The following is a 310-nucleotide window of genomic DNA, read 5'->3' as shown; positions in this document are numbered from 1 at the left end:
CGCTATCTATTGCATGTTCAGCTAGTTTTTCTGATTCATAACATTGCATATTTATTTTAGTTTTGCAACACCCTCCAATTTTTATTTACTGTTTTCATATCCTTTATGAGTGGGGATTCTATGTTTCATGAAAAAAAGAAAAGCAGACTCTTATAAAAGAGCCTGCATTCCCTGCTTTGTAAAATTAAGAAGCTTTACGTACGTTTGAAGCTTGAGGTCCACGTTGACCTTGTTCCAAATCAAAAGTCACTGCTTGACCTTCTTCTAAAGTTTTGTAACCTTCGCCTTGAATCGCTGAGAAATGAACGAA

1 protein-coding gene is annotated in these 310 nt (G+C 35.5%); it reads right to left on the bottom strand.

Features of this window, described 5'->3' with window-relative positions; genetic code table 11:
* Window positions 1-184: 184 nt before the first annotated feature.
* A partial coding sequence (locus ACQRBL_RS32755; RefSeq protein WP_427736485.1) for a cold-shock protein occupies window positions 185-310 on the bottom strand: 126 nt, incomplete at its 5' end.

The organism is Bacillus sp. AF62, from assembly GCF_050312695.1.
Taxonomy (GTDB): domain Bacteria; phylum Bacillota; class Bacilli; order Bacillales; family Bacillaceae_G; genus Bacillus_A; species Bacillus_A cereus.
The sequence above is the reverse complement of the archived record's forward strand: the minus strand, read 5'-3'. Positions and strand labels throughout refer to the sequence as shown.